This is a genomic window from Microbispora bryophytorum, assembly GCF_043197435.1.
In the GTDB taxonomy this organism is placed as follows: Bacteria; Actinomycetota; Actinomycetes; order Streptosporangiales; family Streptosporangiaceae; genus Microbispora; species Microbispora bryophytorum.
Genome location: NZ_JBICTF010000003.1, coordinates 609,271 through 625,101 on the forward strand (window position 1 = coordinate 609,271; position 15,831 = coordinate 625,101).

The 15,831-nt window shown below is 70.7% G+C and carries 14 protein-coding genes; 8 read left to right on the forward strand and 6 right to left on the reverse strand.

Annotated features, from left to right (window positions below):
* The first annotated feature begins 194 nt into the window (after positions 1–194).
* On the forward strand, positions 195–1,331 hold the full coding sequence (locus ACGFIB_RS12105) for a glycoside hydrolase family 11 protein (RefSeq protein ID WP_393370978.1): 1,137 nt from the start codon (positions 195–197) through the stop codon (positions 1,329–1,331).
* A gap of 217 nt (positions 1,332–1,548) precedes the next feature.
* The gene (locus tag ACGFIB_RS12110) at positions 1,549–1,992 is read left to right on the forward strand and encodes a fumarylacetoacetate hydrolase family protein (RefSeq protein ID WP_393370981.1); all 444 of its coding nucleotides are present in this window, start codon (positions 1,549–1,551) and stop codon (positions 1,990–1,992) included.
* Positions 1,993–2,370: 378 nt separating this feature from the next.
* On the opposite strand, the gene ACGFIB_RS12115 is transcribed toward ACGFIB_RS12110, so the two are convergent.
* The 3 genes from ACGFIB_RS12115 to ACGFIB_RS12125 all read right to left on the reverse strand — a co-directional run bounded on the left by ACGFIB_RS12115 (position 2,371) and on the right by ACGFIB_RS12125 (position 7,239).
* Complete coding sequence (locus tag ACGFIB_RS12115) at positions 2,371–5,154, reverse strand: arabinofuranosidase catalytic domain-containing protein (protein ID WP_393370984.1); 2,784 nt, start codon at positions 5,152–5,154, stop codon at positions 2,371–2,373.
* A gap of 411 nt (positions 5,155–5,565) precedes the next feature.
* Positions 5,566–6,189, reverse strand: coding sequence for an NADPH-dependent F420 reductase (locus tag ACGFIB_RS12120; protein ID WP_393370987.1), 624 nt, complete (start codon positions 6,187–6,189; stop codon positions 5,566–5,568).
* A gap of 315 nt (positions 6,190–6,504) precedes the next feature.
* Positions 6,505–7,239, reverse strand: a complete 735-nt coding sequence (locus ACGFIB_RS12125) for an SDR family NAD(P)-dependent oxidoreductase (protein ID WP_142570130.1) — start codon at positions 7,237–7,239, stop codon at positions 6,505–6,507.
* Between the two features lie 138 nt (positions 7,240–7,377).
* Between ACGFIB_RS12125 and ACGFIB_RS12130 the strand changes: the two genes are divergently transcribed.
* A complete protein-coding gene (locus tag ACGFIB_RS12130) occupies positions 7,378–8,019 on the forward strand; it encodes a TetR/AcrR family transcriptional regulator (protein ID WP_393370991.1) in 642 nt (213 codons plus the stop codon).
* Positions 8,020–8,070: 51 nt separating this feature from the next.
* Here the strand turns inward: ACGFIB_RS12130 and ACGFIB_RS12135 are convergent, their stop codons facing one another.
* Positions 8,071–8,235, reverse strand: a complete 165-nt coding sequence (locus tag ACGFIB_RS12135; protein WP_393370994.1) for a hypothetical protein — start codon at positions 8,233–8,235, stop codon at positions 8,071–8,073.
* Entirely contained in the window at positions 8,235–9,455 is a 1,221-nt protein-coding gene (locus ACGFIB_RS12140; RefSeq protein WP_393370997.1) for an MFS transporter, read from the reverse strand. Before ACGFIB_RS12140 ends, ACGFIB_RS12135 begins: the two co-directional genes overlap by 1 nt.
* A gap of 415 nt (positions 9,456–9,870) precedes the next feature.
* Here ACGFIB_RS12140 and ACGFIB_RS12145 point away from each other — a divergent pair, with 415 nt between their 5' ends.
* Complete coding sequence (locus ACGFIB_RS12145; RefSeq protein ID WP_393370999.1) at positions 9,871–10,494, forward strand: helix-turn-helix domain-containing protein; 624 nt, start codon at positions 9,871–9,873, stop codon at positions 10,492–10,494.
* Between the two features lie 127 nt (positions 10,495–10,621).
* The gene (locus tag ACGFIB_RS12150) at positions 10,622–11,563 is read left to right on the forward strand and encodes a methyltransferase (protein WP_393371002.1); all 942 of its coding nucleotides are present in this window, start codon (positions 10,622–10,624) and stop codon (positions 11,561–11,563) included.
* A gap of 36 nt (positions 11,564–11,599) precedes the next feature.
* Here the strand turns inward: ACGFIB_RS12150 and ACGFIB_RS12155 are convergent, their stop codons facing one another.
* On the reverse strand, positions 11,600–12,145 hold the full coding sequence (locus ACGFIB_RS12155) for a DinB family protein (RefSeq protein ID WP_357244299.1): 546 nt from the start codon (positions 12,143–12,145) through the stop codon (positions 11,600–11,602).
* 180 nt (positions 12,146–12,325) lie between these two features.
* Here ACGFIB_RS12155 and ACGFIB_RS12160 point away from each other — a divergent pair, with 180 nt between their 5' ends.
* From ACGFIB_RS12160 to ACGFIB_RS12170, 3 genes are read left to right on the forward strand one after another with little or no spacing between them, the layout of a single operon-like run.
* Complete coding sequence (locus ACGFIB_RS12160; RefSeq protein ID WP_223853298.1) at positions 12,326–13,318, forward strand: SWIM zinc finger family protein; 993 nt, start codon at positions 12,326–12,328, stop codon at positions 13,316–13,318.
* Entirely contained in the window at positions 13,315–14,700 is a 1,386-nt protein-coding gene (locus ACGFIB_RS12165) for a DUF5691 domain-containing protein (protein ID WP_393371004.1), read from the forward strand. The genes ACGFIB_RS12160 and ACGFIB_RS12165 overlap by 4 nt, the downstream gene beginning before the upstream one ends.
* A complete protein-coding gene (locus ACGFIB_RS12170; protein WP_191052246.1) occupies positions 14,697–15,764 on the forward strand; it encodes an ATP-binding protein in 1,068 nt (355 codons plus the stop codon). Before ACGFIB_RS12165 ends, ACGFIB_RS12170 begins: the two co-directional genes overlap by 4 nt.
* Positions 15,765–15,831 lie beyond the last annotated feature (67 nt).

Here is a 15,831-nt window from a genome sequence, read left to right on the forward strand (position 1 = left end):
GCTTCTCGTCGTGCAATGCCGGATGAAGGGCACTTTTCGGAATCATTTCGGGTGCCGTTGACGACTCGGCGAGGTCGCCCGATACTTTCGCCAATACGCCGATACTTTCGGCGTCGTGACGACGGCGAGGTGGCCCCGGCTTCCCCCGCCCACGGTGCTTGTCCCCCGTCAGCCCTCACGAGGAGGAAGCGCGCATGCTCGACGCCCCCACTCACTGGCCGGGCCGCAGACGCGGTCGCGTCAGGCTGTTCATCGCCCGCGTCTGCGCCGTGGCGCTGGCCGCGGCCGTGGCGATGCTGCCCGGCGTCGCCAACGCGGCGGTCACCACGAACCAGACCGGCACCAACAACGGCTACTTCTTCTCGTTCTGGACCGACAGCCAGGGCACGGTCTCCATGGAGTTGGGGTCCGGCGGAAACTACAGCACCTCCTGGCGCAACACCGGCAACTTCGTCGCCGGTAAGGGCTGGAAGCCCGGCGGGCGCAGGACCATCAACTACTCCGGCAGCTTCAACCCCTCCGGCAACGCCTACCTGGCCGTCTACGGCTGGACGCGGAGCCCGCTGGTGGAGTACTACATCGTCGACAACTGGGGCACCTACCGGCCTACCGGCACCTTCAAGGGCACCGTGACCTCCGACGGCGGCACCTACGACATCTACCAGACCACCCGCTACAACGCGCCGTCCATCGACGGCAACCAGACCTTCAACCAGTACTGGAGCGTCCGCCAGCAGAAGAAGACCGGCGGAAGCATCACCGTCGGCAACCACTTCGACGCCTGGGCCCGCGCCGGCATGTCGCTGGGCAACCACGACTACCAGATCCTCGCCACCGAGGGCTACCAGAGCAGCGGTAACTCCAACATCACCATCGGCGGCTCCTCCGACGGTGGCGGTGGTGGCGGCGGCGGTGGCGGCGGTGGCGGCTCCACGCCGCCCCCGAGCGGCGGTGGCGGGCCGATCAAGAGTGTCGCCTCCGGCCGGTGCGTCGACGTGCCCAACTCCAGCACCTCCGACGGCACCCAGGTGCAGCTGTACGACTGCAACGGTCAGAGCAACCAGCAGTGGAACTACACCTCCTCCCAGGAGCTGCGGGTCTACGGCAACAAGTGTCTGGACGCCGCGGGCACCGGAAACGGCGCCAAGGTCCAGATCTACAGCTGCTGGGGTGGCGACAACCAGAAGTGGCGCCTCAACTCCGACGGCACCATCACCGGCGTTCAGTCGAACCTGTGCCTGGACGCTGCCGGACAGGGCACGAGCAACGGCACCCAGCTCCAGCTGTACTCCTGCTGGGGCGGCAACAACCAGAAGTGGACGCGGAGCTGACGCCCGGGGCCACCGTCCCCGTCTGCTGATTCTTTCCTTCTGGTGAGGGGGGCTCCGGTGCGGCGGCATCCGCCGCACCGGAGCATTTCCCCGACGGGCCTTCCCGTGCCGATCTCGGTGAAGGGCTGTGGGAACCGCCCGCGCGGGAGCGGGGCCTTCCCGTGCCGGGCCGGGCTCATCCCACGATGCGCGCGGCAATTGCCGTTGAGAAACACTCGTGGCCGTCTGCGCCAACGGGGAGATCGCCGGTTACGCCATCTGCGACGACGTGAGCTCCCGTTCCATCGAGGGCGAGAATCCGCTGTGCCTCCCGCCGGCGAAGGTCTACCTCGGCGGAACCGCGCTGGGGCCGGGCATCCGCCCCGCCTGGGAGATGCCGGACCCCTACGCCCTCGGCATCCGTCTCGGCATCGCACGCGGCTCCCGGGAGATGTGGACGGGCTCGGCGAGCACCGGCCTGCTCCACCGGCGCATCGACGACCTCCTCGAACACCTCCTGCGCGCCGACCGCTACCCGTACGGGGTGGTCCTGGCCACCGGCACCTGCCTCGTGCCCGAGTCGGACTTCACGCTGAGGCCGGGCGACGAGGTGCGCATCGAGATCGACGGCCTGGGCCGACTCGTCACCCCCGTGGGCGTGGTCACCGACATCGGCCCCTGAGCCCGAGAGCCCGCCGGCTCGGCGTTGCGATCACCATGGCGGCGACGTAGTTCGGCAGGGTCGGCTCACCGCCCGGCAGCGTGGTGAAGCCGTACTGCTCGCACCAGGACTCGAAGCGTCCTCAAGCACGGGGGAAACCAGGCACGGTGGAAACCAGGCACGGGGGAAACCGCGTACGACCTGGTCCGCTCCAAGTAGGTGCGGACGCTGGTGCGCCAGTGGCGCCTGCACGCCATCGCCTACCCGCCCGGGCTATGAGGCCGTCCAGGACGTTCTTCAGGAGCGTACCGGGATGTTCACTCGCCACACCCCACCGAAGTGGAATCCGGTGCCCGCGGGTGGACCGCGGGCACCGGATGCGATCAAGGATCGATCGGGCTACTTGGTGTTGGGCCCGCCCGGCGTCGGCACGGTGCTCGTGACGAAGTCGTGGCAGAGGCTGTCGGCGTCGGTGCCGTCGGGCCAGCGGGCGTTGCTCCGGCCTGCGCCGGCGGCGGCGCCGGCCACCACGGCGATGCAGCCGCCCTTGCCCTGGTCGGCCTCCATGACGGCGAGCTCGGGAGTGGCGATGGTTCCGTTGCCGCTCGAACTGCTCTGCTGGGAGCCGTAGACGACGGCGTCGACGACCACGTGGCCTCGTTCGTCGAGCAGCGCGATGGAGCCGGCGCTGGTGGACAGGGCGCTCCCGAACCACTGGTCGGGCACCGGCGTTCCCTGGTAGCCCGCCGTCGTGACCAGGGGGTTGACCACGGCCGTGCCGGTCGGGTGGGCCTTGACCGGCTTGTCGAGCGTGAGGCCGCCGCCCAGCGCCTGCACCGGCACGCCGCTCGTGTGCGGGTGACGGGTCGGCGGCGAGAAGCTGATTCCCGTGCCGGGGTCGGACACGTCGACGCCCGACACGTGGGCGAGCCGCAGCGGCGCGGCCAGGTCGACGCCCGTGCCGCTCGCGCCGGTAGTGCCGACGTTCGCGACCGTGACGGTCTCCTTGTTCTCGCCGGTGTCCACCGTCAGGGTGTCGCCGACGGTCATGTTGGCGTCGGCGGCGACCTTGATGTTGGTCGCGCCCTCGGCCGCGTCGGCCGACAGGGTCGTCTGCGTGGCCGCCTTGCCGACCGCGGTGACCGTGGCCAGCTCGTAGTCGTCGCCCGAATCGATGCCGATCCTGTCGCCGACGGTGAATCCGGTCGCGTTCGTGACGGGCACGTTGGTCGAGTGGGCGGGGATCGTGATCCACGGCCCGGTGGACACGGGAACGAACAGCGTCGTCGCCGGGCTGGCCGCCGTCCCGACCGACTGGATCGTGCGGGTCTCCCGCTCGCGGCCGGTGTCGATGTCGATCTGCTGGCCGGCCGCGAAGCCGGTCGTGCTCCTGACGTTGACCGTGGTGTCCTCGTGGTTCGCGGGGGCCGCCAGCCCGGAGCCGGCGAGGCCCAGCAGGTAGTAGGCGCCGCTCGCGAGCCGCGTCCCGGGCGGGATCTTGGCCAGCGTGGTGCCGGGCGAGCCGCTCGGCGTGGTGGTCAGGGTCCAGCCGGAGATGTCGACCTCGTTCGCGGAGGGGTTGTAGAGCTCCACGAACTGGTCGGTCGAGTTGGTGCTCGTACGGAACCGGACCTCATTGATCTTGATGGGGATCACGTTGCGTACGGCTTGCTCGGTTTCCGCGGACTGGCGGCCCTTCACCGGGCCGGAGGGGTTCGTCCACTCGGCCCTGCCGGTCAGGTAGCCGGCGTCGGTCCTGTCCGCGGAGGTGACCGTGAAGGTCGCGCTCACGCTCTCACCCGGTGCGACCGACGGGAACGTCGCCGACTTGTCGGGGGTGTCCTTGACCGAGGCGGTCCATCCCCCGGGGGCGGACAGGCTCAGCTTGACGCCCACCGCTGCCGAGCCCGTGGTGTTCGTGAACGTCTCGGTGACGTCCTGCGCGGAGCGCGGGGTGAACGTGGTGGCCCGCGACAGCGCCAGACGCGTCACGTCGTACTTGGCGGCCACGATGTTGGCCTGCACCGCGTCCGTGGTGGCCTCCGACGGGTAGCCCTTCGTCATCACCCCCTCGTAGAAGGTGCCCGACGAGCCGTTGCCGTTGTCGCCGCCGGTGCCGAGGAGGACGGCGCCCTTCTTGTGCATGGGGTAGTAGCTGCTGTTGGTCAGCGAGCCGGGACGGATTCCGCTGTAGAAGGTCGTCAGGGGGCCGTCCTGGGCGTTGCCGCCTCGCAGATCCCACTGGTTCCCGCCGCCGCCGTCGACGACCGCGGTGACGAACCGCCAGGAGTCGACGGTCGGATCGGCCGGGTTCTGCTTCGCGTTGTACCCGGAGAACAGGCCCGCCTCCATGTCGGCCATGATCCACGGGCCGGGGCCGCTGCCGCTGCCCCAGGCGGTGGCGGTGCCGAAGTACGTGGTCTCCATGGTGCCGGTGCCCACGGCGCGGCTGTTCGTCGAGGAGTTGCCGTAGTCGAAGCAGCAGCCGCTGTCATAGTGGGTGCCGTCGATGACGTAGTAGATGCCCTCCGGCTCGTCGGCCTTCGCGAGGCCGGTGGCGTCGTTGTTGCGGTACCCCATGCCCGGCATGATGTACACGCCGTAGGCCTTGTGGCCGCTGATCGTGATCGGCGCCATGTCCGCTATCGAGAGGGTGTCGTAGCCCCCGACGGCCGGGCCGCGGAACGTGCCGGGAGGAGCCTGATAGAGGGCGTTGCCCAGGCCGGACTGGTCGTAGATCTTGGTGATCACGCAGACCACGTGATCGCAGAACGCGTCCTGGGCCGCCGCGTCGGCGTATCCGCCGGCGTCCGGGGAGGGGTGGGCGGCGGAGCGTACGACGCCGATGTCCCTGGTCGCGTTGTCCGAGGTGCGCATGACCTGGTAGAGCGGGCCGTTGTAGGAGGCGTACAGCGCGCGCGTGGTGCTGTGGGCGGTCACGCAGGGCGTGCCGCCGGCGGCGTAGATGTCACAGGGTCCCTGCGGCCGATCCGGGGCGCCCGGCGGCTGGCCCGGGGCGCCCGGCGGCTGGCCCGGGGCGCCCGGCGGACGGTCCGGACCGGCGGGCGGCGCCGCCTGCGCCTGCGGCGTCACCGCGAGCGCGCCGCCGATCAGCGCCAGTGCGGTCGCCGTATGAGCGGCCAGGGTTTTGAGGCGTCCGCGTCGGATGGGGGGTCTGAACATGTTGGATCAACTCCTACATGCGTCTTGCTCGACTGAGTCGAACGTGCGGGGGGTGCGGCCTGCCGATGTTCGGTCAGGCGACCGCGGACACCGTCACGCGGGCATGGACGATCCCGCGCCGGACGTCTCGGTCGGCACTCGGCAGGACATCCGCCGGCGCGAGTTGTTAGCGCTAACAAAAGCAATCGCGTCAACGGGGTCGTGGGTGGCGGAGGGGAGTCGGGAGCGGGGTTGAGCTTGATCAACTGCTGCTCACTATGGCACCGGCCGAAGGTAACGTCAAGGTTACATACGCAATATCGGGCCGGTCCTTTCCCGGCCGTCCGCCCGCCGGAACGCGAAGGACCGGCGGGCGTTCGCCGATGTCAGGGCACACGCCGCCCTGTTCGCCGACTGCTCGGCCCCGGGGGCTCAGCCGGTGAATTCGTCGACGCCGAGGGCGAAGTCCCAGTGGCCAACCGCGTTGCCGGCGAGGGCCACCGTGACCAGGCCCATTCCTTCCAGCCAGTGCGCCGTCTTCAGGCCGCCGACGTCCAGCGGGCGCAGCCCGAGGCTCTCGATGAATGCCGCCACGTCCGCCTTGGCCTGCGCATCGTCGCCGGCGATGAAAACGTTGGGCCGGCCCTTCTCCAGGACATTGCGGAAGATGGTGTTGAAAGCCTTGACCACGCTGGCGGTGGCCGGGGCAACCTTGGCGACTTCCTGCGCGATCGAGGTCTCCCCGCTGTGGGCCAGTCCGTCGAACGAGGCGTTGAAGGGGTTGCTGATGTCGACGATGACCTTGCCCGCGAGGGCGTCCCCGTACTCGGTGACGACCGGAACGACACCGGCGTACAACAGGGCCGCGATGACGATGTCCCCGGCAGGGACGGCGCCCCACTTGCCCGTCGTGGCGCCGCCGCCCAGAGCCTTGGCCAGGTCATCGGCCTTGGACTGATCGCGTCCCATGACCTCGACGGTGTTGCCGCCCGCCAGTGCGAGCGTGCCGATGGCGCGGGCCATGTTCCCCGTACCGAGGAGGGTGATGCTGCTCATGAGGTGTGCTCTCTTCCTGTTCGCGAGATGTCGCTCTGTCTCGTTCATGATCGTTACGCACCCTCGGTGCGCAGTTTCCCAGGGCTGTGTGCCGACGAGACGCCGTGCACCGTCATCTCGGTGAGCGCGATCCGGCCCCACACCTCGTTGGTCGACTCGATCCCCACGCCGGTGGTGCCCTGCCAGGCGCTGAGCTCCTGTCACGCCGTGGCCGGCGCGTGCGGGTGCCGGCCGATCAGCCGTCCGTGTTCGTGATCAGCTCGTCGCGGCGACGGGGTCGCTGCGCGGTGTGCCCACGGCATTCCTGGTGGTGGTTCAGATGGCGGTGGTGCCACCGTCGGTGACCAGTTCCAGGCCGTTGACGTAGCTGGAGTCGTCGGAGGCGAGGAACAGGGCGACGGTGGCGATTTCTTCGGGGCGGCCCATCTTCCCGCGGGGGATGAGGGACTCGAATGCGGCCTTGGTCGCCTCGTCGAACAGTTCTTCCTGTTTGGCGGTGGCGACCTGGCCGGGGGTCAGGACGTTGACCCGGATCTTGCGGTCGCGCAGTTCGTTGAGCCAGACGCGGGCCCAGGCCTGCTGGACGGCTTTGCTTCCCGCGTAGAGGCTCCAGCCGGGGAAGGAGCCGAGGGAGGCATTGGATCCGGTCATGAGGATCGAGCCGTTGTCGTTGATCAGCGGCAGTGCCTTCTGCACAGTGAACAGGGTGCCGCGCGCGTTGAGCCAGAAGGCGCGGTGGAACTGTTCCTCGGTGATCTCGCCGAGGACGGCGGGTTCGCCCATCCCGGCGCTGGCCCACAGCACGTCGATCGAGCCCTTTTCCCGCTTGACGGTGTCGTACAAGCGGTCCAGGTCGTCCAGTTCGGCCGCGTCGCCCTGGACGGCGGTGACGTTGCGGCCGATCAGCCTGACAGCGTCGTCCAGTGCTTCCTGCCGCCGGGCCTGGATGAAGACGTGCGCTCCTTCCGCGACGAACAGTTTGGCGCCGGCCAGTGCCATACCGGTGGATCCGCCGGTGATCACCGCTACCTTGCCGTCGAGCTTTCCCACGATCACTCCATTGAATTGACGGGTAGTCGAAACAGCTCGGTCCTATATACACCGGGCTGTGTACGTAACGTACGCGACGGCTGGTCGGGGCGCAAGCTACGTACACCGGTCTGTACCGAACCGGTTTATGCTGGAGGTATGACGGAGTTGGAGAAGGGCCCCCTGGGCCGGCGCCGTGGCAGGGGCGCGCGCGAGCGCATCCTCAGCGCGTCACAGCAGCTGTTCCGCGATCAGGGAATCAACCGCACCGGCATGGACCAACTCTGTGCCGCGGCCCAGGTGTCCAAGCGCACGGCCTACCAGCACTTCACCAGCAAGGACGAACTCGTCGCCGAATACCTGCGCCGATTCGATCCCGACGTCATGCCCGGAGTGTTCGACCGCACCGACCTCACGCCCCGCGAACGGCTCCTCGCCGCCTTCGAGATGCCCGCGTCCACGCCCCTGTGCCCCTACATCGCGGCGGCCGTCGAGCTTCACGACCCCCAACACCCCGCATCCCAGTACGCACGCGACTACAAGACCGCCATCGCCGCGCGGCTCACCGAAACCGCCCGCGAAGCGGGCGCCACCAACCCCGAGCAACTCGGCGAACAACTGGCGCTGCTCATCGACGGCGCCTCGGCCCGCACCCGAGTCCTCAACGGCGATTCCTTTCCCACCGCCGCCGCCATCGCCGCCGTCCTCATCGACAACGCCATCCCCGCGCCATCTCCTCGGCAGCCGAGCGATGACCGCGGAATTACCGGGTCTGCTCCCGTTCCGGTCGGAGGCCAATGACGGCCTGATCGCGCCTCGTCGGCCGCTCGTGCGTGCTACGCCTGCATGTGCTCAGGGCGCTGTGCGGCCGTCGGGCTGTAGGGGTTCGGGCTGTAGGGGGGCGGTGTTCTTCGTGCCGCGCAGGGCGACGTGGACGAGCAGTGCGGCCATGACGACGGCACCGATCCACATGGCCTGCCGCCAGCCGTCGACGAAGGACTGCTGCGCCGCGTGCATCAGGTCCCGTGCGTGGCTGCCGGCCTGTGGCGCGACCTCGATGGCGTTGGCGATGCCTTCACGAGCGGTGTTCGCGACGCCCGTAGGTATGCCGTCGAGCTTGCTGTCGATGGTGCTGCGGTGAACAAGGCCATCAGGGCCAAGCCGAGGGTGGCCAGGACGACGCCCACGGCCATGGTGGAGCGGGTGCCAATCCTGGCTGCCATCTTGGGCGCCAGGCCGGAGGTCACCATCATCATGACGGCCATCGGCATCATCGCCACGGTGGACAGCAGCCCGGACCAGCCGAGTACGGCCTGGAAGAACGGGAAGAGGACGACGGCGATACCGGCCTGGACGCCGAAGACGACGAGCAGGGTGATGGAGCCGCTGGCCAGTCCGCGCTCACGGAAGAGGCGTACGTCCAGCAGCGAGGCGTCGCGGCGGTGCAGCTCCCAGGCCACGAAGGTGATGGCGGCGATGACGCCGACGGCCAGGCTGATCAGAGTGATGGGCGCGGTCCAGCCGCGTTCGGGGCCTTCCTGTAGGACGAAGACGAGACCGATCACGGCGATGGTGGAGACCAGTGCGCCGATGGCGTCGAAGGAATGCGCGGAGCGTTCGCGGGAGTTGGGCACGGACTTCAGCGTCATCGCCAGCGCGATGACGACCAGGACCACGGGCAGGACGAACAGTCGGCGCCAGTCGGCGACGTCGACCAGCAGGGCGGAGAGGAACATGCCCAGGATGCCGCCGCCTCCGGCGACGCCGGTCCACACACCGATCGCCTTGCCTCGTTCCTCCTCGGGAAAGGTGGAGGTGATGACGGCCAGCGTGATCGGCATGATCATCGCGGCGCTGATCCCGGCGGCCACGCGGGCGGCGATCATGACCCCGGCCGACGGGGCCAGGCCGGCGACGACGCCGGCGGTACCGAAGACGATCAGCCCGGTGATCAGCATGGGCTTGCGGCCCAGACGGTCACCCAGCGCGCCGAGCGGCAGCAGCAGTGCGGCCAGGGCCAAGGTGTAGACATTGATGATCCACAGGACAGTGGTCTGCGAGGCGCCGAACTCGACGGCCATGTGGGTCTGGGCGACGTTCAGTCCGGACACCGAGGCGATGACAGCCATCAGCGCGATCGAGACGGTGATCAGGATCGCGCGCAGCTGACGCGGGTCCGGCGTACCTCCGCCGCCGGCCGGCGCGGCCGCCTCCAGAGGAGGCTGATTGGTACTCATGGTTTCCTTCCTGAAAGGGCATGCGGAATCAGCGCCGGGACAGGACCGGTCGCCAGGTTGGTGAGATGGGGACCTGCTCACCGCGCGGACCGCTGGACGGCGGTCCGCGGTTCTTCACGGTCCGCGCGGTTCTTCAGCAGCGGGGCTTATGTCAGCCGGTGGTCTTTCAGGCGGCGGCGAGCGCGGCGTCGATGTCCGCGGCGGCCGGCAGGGCGTTGATGTGGGAGCCGGCCAGGGCGTTGTTCAGGTCCGCGGCGCCGCCGTCGATCACTACACTTCCACGGTCTCGGTGGGCAGTGTGTCGCTCCCGTAGCGGGAAGTCTGCGCAGACATGTCGCACCTTTCGTCGTACGTGGCCCCCCGTGCTGGACCATCTGTATTCGACGTTAAAGGCGCTTTGCAGTCAGGGCATACCATGTTGCCCATGACGCAAGAAGATGGTCAGCTGGACAGTCTCGTACGCAAACGGATCCGCGCGCTGCGCGTCGCCCAGGGCTGGTCGCTGGAGGAGCTGTCCGCCCGCGCCAACCTCAGCCAGTCTTCACTGAGCCGCATCGAGAACGGTCAGCGCCGCCTGGCTCTGGATCAGTTGGTCACCCTCGCTCGCGCGCTCGACACCACCTTGGACCAGCTCGTGGAGAACGCCGCCGACGACGTCGTCATCAGCCCGATGATCGACGGCGCCCACGGCCTGATGCGCTGGCCCATAAAGGGCGACCCCGGTATGAGCGTGATGCGTCAGCGGATGACCGACCCTCCGCCCGACAACCCGGCCCGCATGCGCGCCCACCCCGGCCGCGAATGGCTGGTGGTGCTGTCCGGCGCCGCCGTCCTCATGCTCGGCCACCGGCGCTTTCGCATCGAGACCAACCAGGCCGCAGAGTTCCCCACCATGATGCCGCACGCCATCGGCGCCGAAGGCGGACCGTGCGAGATCATCGGCATCTTCGACCGAGACGCCCGCCGCGGTCACCAGAAAGACGCCGGCGCCGACGGCTCCGAAGCCGGCCGCGGAGGCGTCCAGGGTCTCTGCGAATAGCGGGCTACAGTCCGCCGGGCCCTCGGCGCATGGTAGATCTTGCGTGCCGGGCAGCACACCACGCCACCTTCTTGCGTATTCCGCAAGTAGTCGTGCGGTAGGCGCATGACGGGCTTACGGTATCGCCATGCCCCAAACGCACCAGCACACCGCCCACAGTGGCGAAGGCGGCCACCACCCGAGCCACCACCCTGGCCCCCACCCTGACCCCCACCCTGACCCCCACCCTGACCATCGCCACGGCGGCCACCAAGAGCACAGCGATGGCGAGCAGGCGGAGATCCTCGACCTGGATGCCGAGGTGCTCGCCGAGCACATAGCGTCCATCACCGCCTGGCTGCCGCTGAAGAGCGAGCCGCGCCGGATCGTGGACCTGGGCTGCGGCACCGGTGCGGGCACCTTCGCGCTTCTCGAGCGCTTCCCCGACGCGCACGTCACGGCTGTCGACAGCTCGGCCGGGCACCTCCGGCTCCTGCGCGAGAAGGCATGCGCCCGCGGAGTCGAGGAGCGCGTACGGACTGTGCAGGCCGACCTCGACACCAACCACTGGCCCGACCTCGGCACGCCGGATCTGGTGTGGGCCTCGGCCTCGATGCACCACATGGCCGACCCCGGCCGCGCCCTCGCGAGCGTCCACGACCTGCTCGCCCCCGGCGGCCTGTTCGCCGTCGTCGAGCTCGCGGATTTCCCCCGCTTCCTGCCCGCCCACGCCCCCGAGAGCCGGCCCGGGCTCGAAGAGCGCGCCCATGCCGCGACCGGCAGCTTCCACGCCGAGCACGTTCCGCACCGCGGCGCCGACTGGGGCCCGATGCTGACAGCCGCCGGTTTCACCGTCGAGGACGAGCGCACCATCATCGTCAACATCGAAGGTGGGCGCAGCGAGGCGATCGGCCGCTACGCCGTGGGCGGCCTGCGGCGCATCCGCCGTGTCGCCGCACCCGTCCTTAGCCCCGAGGACCTCGCCGCACTCGACGAGCTCCTGGACACCAACAGCCCGAACAGCATTCTGCGCCGCGAGGATCTCGCCGTACGCACCGAGCGCACCGTCTGGGCGGCCCGCCGCGCCTGACACCCGGCAAGCGCCGGTGACCGCCCGGCTCTGTCCTCAGTGGCCGGTGGCGCCGTCGATCCGCTCGCGGAGCAGGTCGGCGTGCCCGTTGTGACGCGCGTACTCGGCGACCATGCCGACGAGGATGCGGCGCAGCGAGATCGGCTGCCCGGTGGCGCGGTGGACACCGGTCTCGTCCAGTGAGCGGGCGGCGGCGACGATCTCGCGGGAACGCTCGCACTCCGTCCGCCACACGGCGAACGCCTCCTCGACGTCCCCGTCCAGATCCTCGAAGTCCTGGTCGGGGTCGTCGTCCGAGTAATACAGGAGCGGGACGTCCTCACCGGCGAACTGGATGCGGAACCACCAACGCTCCACGCTCCCGAGGTGCCGGAGGATCCCGTGGAGACTGAGCCCGGACGGCGGCGCCCCCTTGTCCGACAGCCGATCCTCCGGAAGACCCGAGCACTTCAGCGCGAACGTCTCGCGGTGCCAGTCGAGGAAGGCCGTGAGGATCTCCCGCTCGTCGCCGACGAGGGGAGGGGTGGACCGGGAGTCGTCGTCCCACTTCTTCGAGTAGTTGGCCTCGGGAATCTCGCTCATGGGCCCGACCCTGCCAGACGTCGCCGACATTTCCGCCGAGTGCCGAGTGCCGAGCGCCGAGCGCCGAGACCGAGAGCCGGACACTGGTGCACGCCGGACGCCGTCTTCCCGGATGGTGAGCTGGCCCGACTTCACGAGCGCGCCTAATTGTCGGAGCGCGTGGTTAGTCTGCGGCGCGTGATGGAACGGCGGAGCCGGGAGCAGGTGCCGGCGGCGGCTCCCGATGGGACGGCCGGCGCAGGCACGGGGGGACGTTCGGTGCCCGGGCGCACCCAGGCAGAGCAGCGGGAGAGCAGGGTCGCCGCGGGCCTGTCGGAGCTGGAGCGGTGGCTGGCCGACCAGATCGGGCAGGGGATCGCGCAGGCACGGCAGACGGGGCCGTCCGACTGGGACGATCTCGCCAGGCGGCTGGTCGACGCGCAGGCGCCGGGTGTGGCGGGGACGGTCAGCCGGCTCCCACGGGTGCTCGGCGCGGAGGACTGGCCGGGCCTTCTGCTCGGGGAGTACGCGCTGCTTCATCTGCTCGCGGTCGCCCATCGCCGTGCCGCCGCGCTGCCCGAGCCGTTGCGGCAGACCGTGCGGGCGCGGGTCGGCTTCCCTGTCACCAGGGAGTCCGTCCTGGCCACCCCGGCCGTGCGGGACCACTGGGATGTCGTCGGCCGCCGGGACGAGGAGCAGGACCGGCTGCTCGCCCGGCGCGTGTGGCTGGCAGGGCGGACGACGGGCCGCCTGGCGATGGTGCTGTCGTTCTCGCCCGCCGGGCAGCCGCTGGAGTCCTTTCCGCCGCCGGGCGCTTCGATCGACGCCGACGTGGTCTTCTATCCGGGGGCGGCGCCGCTGCGCGCCCTGGTCGCCGAGCGGCGGGGCCTCGTCGAGGCGGGGCCGCCCCCGGGGACGAAGGTCTCCCAGGTGCCCGCGCTGATCGCGGAGGTGCTCGCGGCCGATCCCTGGACCGATTCCTGGCCGCTGGTGCTCGACGGAGTCGTCCCCTGCCCGGACGCGCTCGCGGACGACGAGGGGAACGCGCTGCCGCTGCATCCGTCCGCGGGCGTCCCGTGGCGGCTGCTGGCCGTCTCCGGCGGACGGCCGGTGACGGTCGCCGCCGAATGGACGCCGCGCGGGCTGCTCCCGCTGACGGCGTGGAACGAGGACGGCGGGGTGGTGCGGTTATGACGCGGGCCGTCTCCGGCGGAGGGGAGGCCGGGCGGGTTTCGTGGGCGGATCTGGTGTCCACCGCGCTGGTCGGCGCCGACCGCCGCGCAGTCCCGCCGGAGAGCCTCCTGGAGCAGGCCGCCGAGCAGGCGGTCCGGATGCGCGCGGGCCGGCGGCCGGGCAGGGGCAGGCCGCCGGCTCCCGCGGCGGCGGAGACGCTGCCGCTCGTGCCCGGGGCCGCCGCGGACCGGCTGGCCCGGATGCTCGCGGGTGAGCAGGGCAGGCTGCTGACCGAGTGGCTGGAGACGGCGGCCGCGCGGCGGGTGCGGGTCCCGGCCGAGATGATTCCCGGGCTGCTCGACCTCGGGGCGCGGGACCGGTCGATCCGCGCCTGCCTGGGGGCGGTCGCCGGAGCCCGGGGCCGCTGGCTCGCCGGTCTCAACTCCGACTGGGCCTACCTGCTGGCGGAGCCGGCGCACGTGCCGCCCGACGAGGTGTGGGAGCTCGGCACGAGCGGCGACAGGCGTGCCTTCCTCGCCGCGTTGCGGCGCCGCGACCCCGCTGCCGCGCGGGAGCTGCTCGAACGCGGCTGGATCGCGGAGACGCCGGAGGACCGGGCCGCCTTCGTGACGATCCTCGCCGACGGCCTCGGCATGGCCGACGAGCCGTTCCTGGAGGCGGTGCTCGACGACCGGCGCCGCGAGGCGCGGCAGGCCGCCGCCGACCTCCTCACCCGCCTGCCGCGCTCGCGGCTGGCCCTCCGCATGACCGCACGGGCACGCCGTTTCGTGACCAGGCACGGCTCCGGGCTCCGGGCGGAGCCGCCACCGGCCTGCGACGCCGCGATGGAGCGCGACGGCGTCAGGGCGCGGCCACCCGCCGGAATGGAGACGCGGGGCTGGTGGCTGCAGCAGGTGGTGTCGCACACGCCGCTGTCGTTCTGGCCGGGTCACCTCGGCATGCCGCCGGACGAGATCGCGGGGGCCCGGGTCGGTGACTGGGAGCGGGAGGTCCGCATGGGCTGGACCAGGGCCGCCATCCTGCAGCGGGACCCGGCGTGGGCGCGTGCCCTGTTCGCGGCCGAGCCCCTGACCGACCTGCTGGCCGTGCTCCCGCCGGAGGAACGGTCCCACCGGGCCGCCGAGCTGGTGTCCGGCCATCCGGTGGACGGCCAGATGGTCATGATGCTGGGCGGCGTGCCGCGGCCGTGGGGGCACCGGCTCGCGAGGACCGTGCTCAAGAAGATCGTCGAGACCACGCGGACGCAGCCGTGGAACGCCGGCGAGCTGATCCGGCTGGCGGGGGAGCGGTTCGACCCCGCGATGCACGAGCACGCCGGGGACGTCCCCGAACTGGCCGCGACCCTGCGGTTCCGCTTCGACATGCTCAAGGAGCTCGCATGACCAGCGTTCTGCGCCCGCACGCGGAGGACCAGTTCGCCGACGAGCTGGTGATCCTCGCGAAGACCGACGACCGGCCACGCCCGCCGGGCTGGCGGCTGTCGCCCTGGGCGGTGACGACCTACGTGCTGGGGGACGGCGGCCGGATCACGCCGAAATACATCGGCCCGCGCAGGATCGTCGAGGTCGCGGTGGCGACGCTCGCCACCGACAGGGCGCTGCTGCTGCTCGGCGTGCCCGGCACGGCCAAGACCTGGCTGTCCGAGCATCTCGCCGCGGCGATCAGCGGCGACTCGACCCTGCTCGTGCAGGGCACCGCCGGCACGGCGGAGGAGGCCATCCGCTACGGGTGGAACTACGCGCGGCTGCTGTCGGAGGGCCCTTCCCGAGGGGCGCTGACGCCGAGCCCGGTCATGCGCGCGATGGCGGAGGGACGGCTGGCCCGGGTCGAGGAGCTCACCCGCATGCCGTCCGACGTCCAGGACGCCCTGATCACCGTGCTGTCGGAGAAGACGCTGCCGATCCCGGAGCTGGGGGAGGAGGTGCAGGCGGCCAGGGGCTTCAACGTCATCGCCACCGCCAACGACCGCGACCGCGGGGTCAACGACCTGTCGAGCGCGCTGCGCAGGCGGTTCAACACCGTCGTGCTGCCGGTCCCCGCCACCACGGAGGAGGAGGTCGGCATCGTGGCCCGGCGCGTGAGGCAGCTCGGCCGCTCCCTGGAGCTGCCGGAGACCGTGACCGGGCTGGAGGAGATCCGCCGCGTGGTGACGGTCTTCCGGGAGCTGCGCGCGGGTGTGACCTCCGACGGGCGGACCAAGGTCAAGTCGCCCAGCGGAACGCTCAGCACGGCGGAGGCCATCTCCGTCGTCACCAACGGGATCGTGCTCGCCGCCCACTTCGGGGACGGCGTGCTGCGCCCGGCCGATATCGCGGGCGGCATCGTGGGGGCGGTGGTGCAGGACCCGGTGTCCGACCGCGTGGTCTGGCAGGAGTATCTGGAGACGGTCGTCCGCGACCGCGACGACTGGCGCGACTTCTACCGGGCCTGCCGCGATGCCGGCTGAGATCGCCGCCGGCGCGTCGTCCGGGCCCGGGTCGCCGGTGCCGGAGGTGCCCGCGCCGGGTTCGCCC

Bases quoted from the DNA above. Each gene is read 5' to 3' on its own strand.
- ACGFIB_RS12170 (WP_191052246.1), top strand. From the start codon at position 14,697: ATGACCAGCGTTCTGCGCCCGCACGCGGAGGACCAGTTCGCCGACGAG.
- ACGFIB_RS12150 (WP_393371002.1), top strand. From the start codon at position 10,622: ATGCCCCAAACGCACCAGCACACCGCCCACAGTGGCGAAGGCGGCCAC.
- ACGFIB_RS12120 (WP_393370987.1), bottom strand. From the start codon at position 6,189: ATGAGCAGCATCACCCTCCTCGGTACGGGGAACATGGCCCGCGCCATC.
- ACGFIB_RS12155 (WP_357244299.1), bottom strand. From the start codon at position 12,145: ATGAGCGAGATTCCCGAGGCCAACTACTCGAAGAAGTGGGACGACGAC.
- ACGFIB_RS12140 (WP_393370997.1), bottom strand. From the start codon at position 9,455: ATGAGTACCAATCAGCCTCCTCTGGAGGCGGCCGCGCCGGCCGGCGGC.
- ACGFIB_RS12145 (WP_393370999.1), top strand. From the start codon at position 9,871: ATGTTGCCCATGACGCAAGAAGATGGTCAGCTGGACAGTCTCGTACGC.
- ACGFIB_RS12115 (WP_393370984.1), bottom strand. From the start codon at position 5,154: ATGTTCAGACCCCCCATCCGACGCGGACGCCTCAAAACCCTGGCCGCT.
- ACGFIB_RS12135 (WP_393370994.1), bottom strand. From the start codon at position 8,235: ATGCACGCGGCGCAGCAGTCCTTCGTCGACGGCTGGCGGCAGGCCATG.
- ACGFIB_RS12160 (WP_223853298.1), top strand. From the start codon at position 12,326: ATGGAACGGCGGAGCCGGGAGCAGGTGCCGGCGGCGGCTCCCGATGGG.
- ACGFIB_RS12165 (WP_393371004.1), top strand. From the start codon at position 13,315: ATGACGCGGGCCGTCTCCGGCGGAGGGGAGGCCGGGCGGGTTTCGTGG.
- ACGFIB_RS12105 (WP_393370978.1), top strand. From the start codon at position 195: ATGCTCGACGCCCCCACTCACTGGCCGGGCCGCAGACGCGGTCGCGTC.
- ACGFIB_RS12130 (WP_393370991.1), top strand. From the start codon at position 7,378: ATGACGGAGTTGGAGAAGGGCCCCCTGGGCCGGCGCCGTGGCAGGGGC.